Origin of the sequence: uncultured Nostoc sp. (genome assembly GCF_964245575.1) — a bacterium.
GTDB lineage: Bacteria > Cyanobacteriota > Cyanobacteriia > Cyanobacteriales > Nostocaceae > Nostoc.
The window spans coordinates 1-4073 of sequence record NZ_CAXTNP010000458.1; the positions used below are offsets into that span (position 1 = coordinate 1).

4 protein-coding genes are annotated in these 4073 nt (G+C 39.3%); 3 read left to right on the forward strand and 1 reads right to left on the reverse strand.

What is annotated here, in order from left to right:
* Nucleotides 1-124 precede the first annotated feature (124 nt).
* From ACFFAP_RS36795 to ACFFAP_RS36805, 3 genes are all read left to right on the forward strand, one after another.
* Entirely contained in the window at nucleotides 125-424 is a 300-nt protein-coding gene (locus ACFFAP_RS36795; protein ID WP_375515829.1) for a tetratricopeptide repeat protein, read from the forward strand.
* 893 nt (nucleotides 425-1317) lie between these two features.
* Nucleotides 1318-1974, forward strand: a complete 657-nt coding sequence (locus tag ACFFAP_RS36800) for a DUF2301 domain-containing membrane protein (RefSeq protein ID WP_375515830.1) — start codon at nucleotides 1318-1320, stop codon at nucleotides 1972-1974.
* The gene (locus tag ACFFAP_RS36805; RefSeq protein ID WP_375515831.1) at nucleotides 1974-2663 is read left to right on the forward strand and encodes a YdcF family protein; all 690 of its coding nucleotides are present in this window, start codon (nucleotides 1974-1976) and stop codon (nucleotides 2661-2663) included. Before ACFFAP_RS36800 ends, ACFFAP_RS36805 begins: the two co-directional genes overlap by 1 nt.
* A gap of 197 nt (nucleotides 2664-2860) precedes the next feature.
* On the opposite strand, the gene ACFFAP_RS36810 is transcribed toward ACFFAP_RS36805, so the two are convergent.
* Nucleotides 2861-4021 carry an alpha/beta hydrolase gene (locus ACFFAP_RS36810; protein ID WP_375515832.1) on the reverse strand — a complete coding sequence of 387 codons (1161 nt, stop codon included), beginning with the start codon at nucleotides 4019-4021 and terminating at the stop codon, nucleotides 2861-2863.
* Nucleotides 4022-4073 lie beyond the last annotated feature (52 nt).

A 4073-nucleotide genomic window follows, 5' to 3' on the forward strand; every position in this document is an offset into this window, starting at 1 on the left:
CATCGATCACAATTTGCTTTCTGCCGCCTAATCTTAACCCGAACTCACGTTAAATTTAGGGGATTTTCATAAGGCAAATCAAATACTCTACCAAGCTTTGACTTTTGCTGAAGAAAGCCATTATATGCAGGTAAAAGCAAAAACACTAAATGGTTTAGCAGAAATCCATCGACAACAAGCAGATTTTGCATTAGCCCTTACTGATCATACAGAAGCAATCGAACTTTTGGATAAAATAGGTGCTAAGTGTGACCTAGCTGAAGCTTATTTTCAATTAGGTTTAACTTATCAAAAGATGGCAAAGCCTGATGAAAGCCAAATGAATTTTAATCGAGGGATTCAGCTATTTACTGAAATAAAAGCTCCGAAGCAAGTTGAAAAAATTTCCAACTGCGCTGCTCAAGGTTGTGTCAACCATTCCTGACATTGTTAAGTGGATATCCCTGCTTTTTGATGCTGAACTATGCGTAAACGCCCAGGAGCTTGTCGCCCATCATTGCTCATTTGTGGCTAAACCAAGGCATATTAATAACCCAGCTCATACAATTATGCCTAATTGCGTTCCCGTAACGTGCCGTAGGCGATCGCTATTGACTTAAGTGGAAATCTATTCTGTAAAGCGATCACACATCCTCGATAAAAAGCAATATCTGACGACAAACTGAGGAAGTGTCTACAGTTTTGCAATTCTTTAAACAAATGCGTTGGCGTAGCCCGCCGCAGGCATCGCTCATCTCACCTTTTTATATCAACTAATTATGGGGTTATCTGATTGCCAAATTTTTATACATATTAAATCCTAAATTTGTCAATATCTATTATCTACAGCTAAAATTTAATCTTAGAATCAAGTCCTCAGCTAAACTAGAGACAAAGTAGGTCGGCGTAAATCATTATCGTTGGGATAAGGCAGAGGGCAAAGGACAGGGAGCAGGGTAAAAAAGGGTTTGAGCTTTCTTTACTTTTCTTCACATAGTTTGCTTTTCTTGTGCCGACTTACTTACACTGTGGCGTCAGTTTGCCTACCTTTAACAAGGGGCAAAATCCCCTTTTTAGTCTGGTTAATTGAGATGATACCTGGATTTACACGCCCGCTTTACTAGTTGCTATGTCTTTCGCTCTCGAAAGGAAATCTGGTCAAATGGTAGAGATAATTCACGACTTTAGCGCGTCTGTCAAGTCAACTGATACTACAAAAATGGCTTAAAAGTTTAGGCATTGTGACACTTAGTTTGTCGGATTGATCATAATAATAAAAGTAACACTTCAGCAATTTCCTGTTGTACTCTATTAGTAATTCATAACTATATTTTAACTATGACTACGCAAACACTACCTCCACCAGAAGTTTATCAAGGTCAGTTTGGGGAATTTACAATAACTCAGAGCGATCGCACTGGCGTAATTATCTACCGCGCTGGGTTAATGGTAGCAGCACTGAGCTTTGCCATAGGCAGTGCTTTGGTTTTGCTCAACAATAACCCGACTATTTTTACCGCACTTACACCTCTATATACTTGTTTTAGTGTCGCTCTTGGTGTAAGTTTATTTACCATTCATATCTATATGGCATCACTGCACCGAATATTGCAAATTTTTTGGGCGATCGGTAGTATAGCATCAGTGATTCTGGCAATCTCTAGTAGTGAACCTTTGGCTCTTACTGTTTACAATCACCCTCTTACTTTATTTGGAGTTGGATTTATCTTTGTTGCTTTGACAGGTATTTATTTTAAAGAGGCTTTTTGCTTCAATCGCCTGGAAACCAAAATATTAACCTTAATAGTACCGCTAGTGTTGTTAGGACATTTGGTGGGAATTTTACCAACTCAGGGGGAAAGTGTTTTATTAGGAATTTGGGCAACATTGTTTTTGGTATTTGCCCTGCGAAAAACAGTGCAAGTAATTCCTGCTGATATTGGAGACAAGTCTGTATTTACTTACTTGAAAGAACAACGTTTAGCTAAGGTTTAGTGCAGAAAAAAAATCGTCGGTGTCGAAAATTTCCAAAAATCAAACTAATAAAACGCCAAGAAATGTGGACACTTACGGCTCAGGGGTGGGCGATTGCAATCGCTTCGATTGCTTATTTAATATTTTTCACTATTACTCATGTACACTCTTTTCTCGCCGTGACTTCCCCGATCAAATCAGCAGAAGTATTGGTTGTTGAAGGATGGCTACCAGATTATGCCATACAACAAGCTTTGACTGAATTTAAAACCGGTTCTTATAGTCTAGTAATTACCACCGGAGGCTCAATAGAAAAAGGAATTTATCTTAGCGAATACAAGAACTTTGCAGAAGTGTCAGCCGCCACCTTCAAGAAACTCGGTTTAGAATCAGAGAAGGTGGTAGCCGTGCCGACACCTGTGGTAATCAAGGATCGTAGTTATGCATCTGCTGCCGAATTTAATCGCTGGCTATCCGATTCCAATTTAAAGCTACAATCAATTAATGTTTTTTCTTTGGACGTTCACACCCGTAGGAGTTGGTTGCTGTTCAAAAAACTACTTAGCCCTAACGTCAAGGTTGGTGCGATCGCTGCCAAAACACGAGATTATGATCCAAACAAATGGTGGGATTATAGCCAAGGTGTACGGACAATTATTGATGAAGGCATAGCTTATATTTATGCGCGGTTTTTGAATTGGAAATCCTAAAAGTAATAATTCGTAATGACGCTCTCTACGAGACGCTAAAAGCGTAGCTTGCAACTCTTACAGAGTACGCAAACACGAGAAAGCGCGTCGCTAAGGTAATTCGTAATTCGTAATTTTGAGTTACGAACTACGAATTATGTTAGATAAACGTAACTTTGGTGGGGTGCTTTTACTATGGGCAATTAGACGAGATTTTATTACTTTTCCAGGATTTGTAATAATGCTTGTCTGTAAATTTTTAGACCATCTGCATTCAGATGATCACCATCGCTCGTCAAATTCTCTTTAAGAACATTGTTCTCATACAATGGTGCTACTCCTGCTGCTGCAACTGGCACTTTTTCTATTTCAGCAACTTTATTAATCAAAGCATTAATTTGTTCAACTCTAGAATTAGGGGCTGATACAGTTGGATCTGAGCTTGCTGCAACTGTTGAATAAAAAGCCGGAATCAGAAAAATCTCTTTATTTCCCATTGTGCGGACAAGTGCGATCGCCTCTTGCAGATTTTTGCTAAACAACTCATCACTAATTCTATACCAAGCATCATTTCCACCTATGGCAATAATAGCTTTTTCGCATGTAACCTTGGTAGGAATTAAACTTTTCAGTTGTTCTAGTAATGAGATTGTACTCAAGCCATTTAACCCAAAATTAAAAGTATCATTCCCAAGGGTATTACCAAGTCCAGCCGACACAGAATCACCAAATAAGCAACCTGAGAATTGTTTATTTTGGGCGGCGAGTATTTGATATTGCAGTGCAATTTTTCCTAAAGGTGAAGAACTTACATTGTCCTTTGGAGGTGCATCAGCAGAACCAGAAGAGGAATTTGCCATACCGACTAGCTTAGAAATTTTTGACACATCAACAACTAGTTGATTACTGGGATAGGCTGCTAGAAAGCTGACTAATCCTAGACCTTCTGGTGATTTTGCTCCTATGATAATGGCAGCTCGTAGGGCTTGTATACTGGCTTGATCGCGACGGGCGATCGCTTGGGATGCAAAAGATAAAATTTGCTTGCCCATTCCTGTATTTATCAGCTTATCTAAAGCCACAATATCAAGAGACATTTTTACCTGAAGGGCATCTTGGAACTTCTGCTTTTCCTTAGGGCTGAGGTAATCTAAGAAAGATTGCAGATCGGCAGAAACCTTTTGGTTGTCGGCATAGTTGCGTATATCTGCCACAGGGAGCGATTGCTCAAACAATCCGTATCTGACAGTAACTTTCTCAGCCGCCAAACTAGGTAACGAAGCAAGTCCACCGTGCAACAGTAAAAATATTAAACACCCAGATAGGCTTATTAAAAGACGATAGAAATATTTCATCACACAAAATAAGAAGATAGTCAATAGTTAATAGTCAAGAGTCAAGAGTCAAAAGTCAAGGGGTTGGGGATTGGGG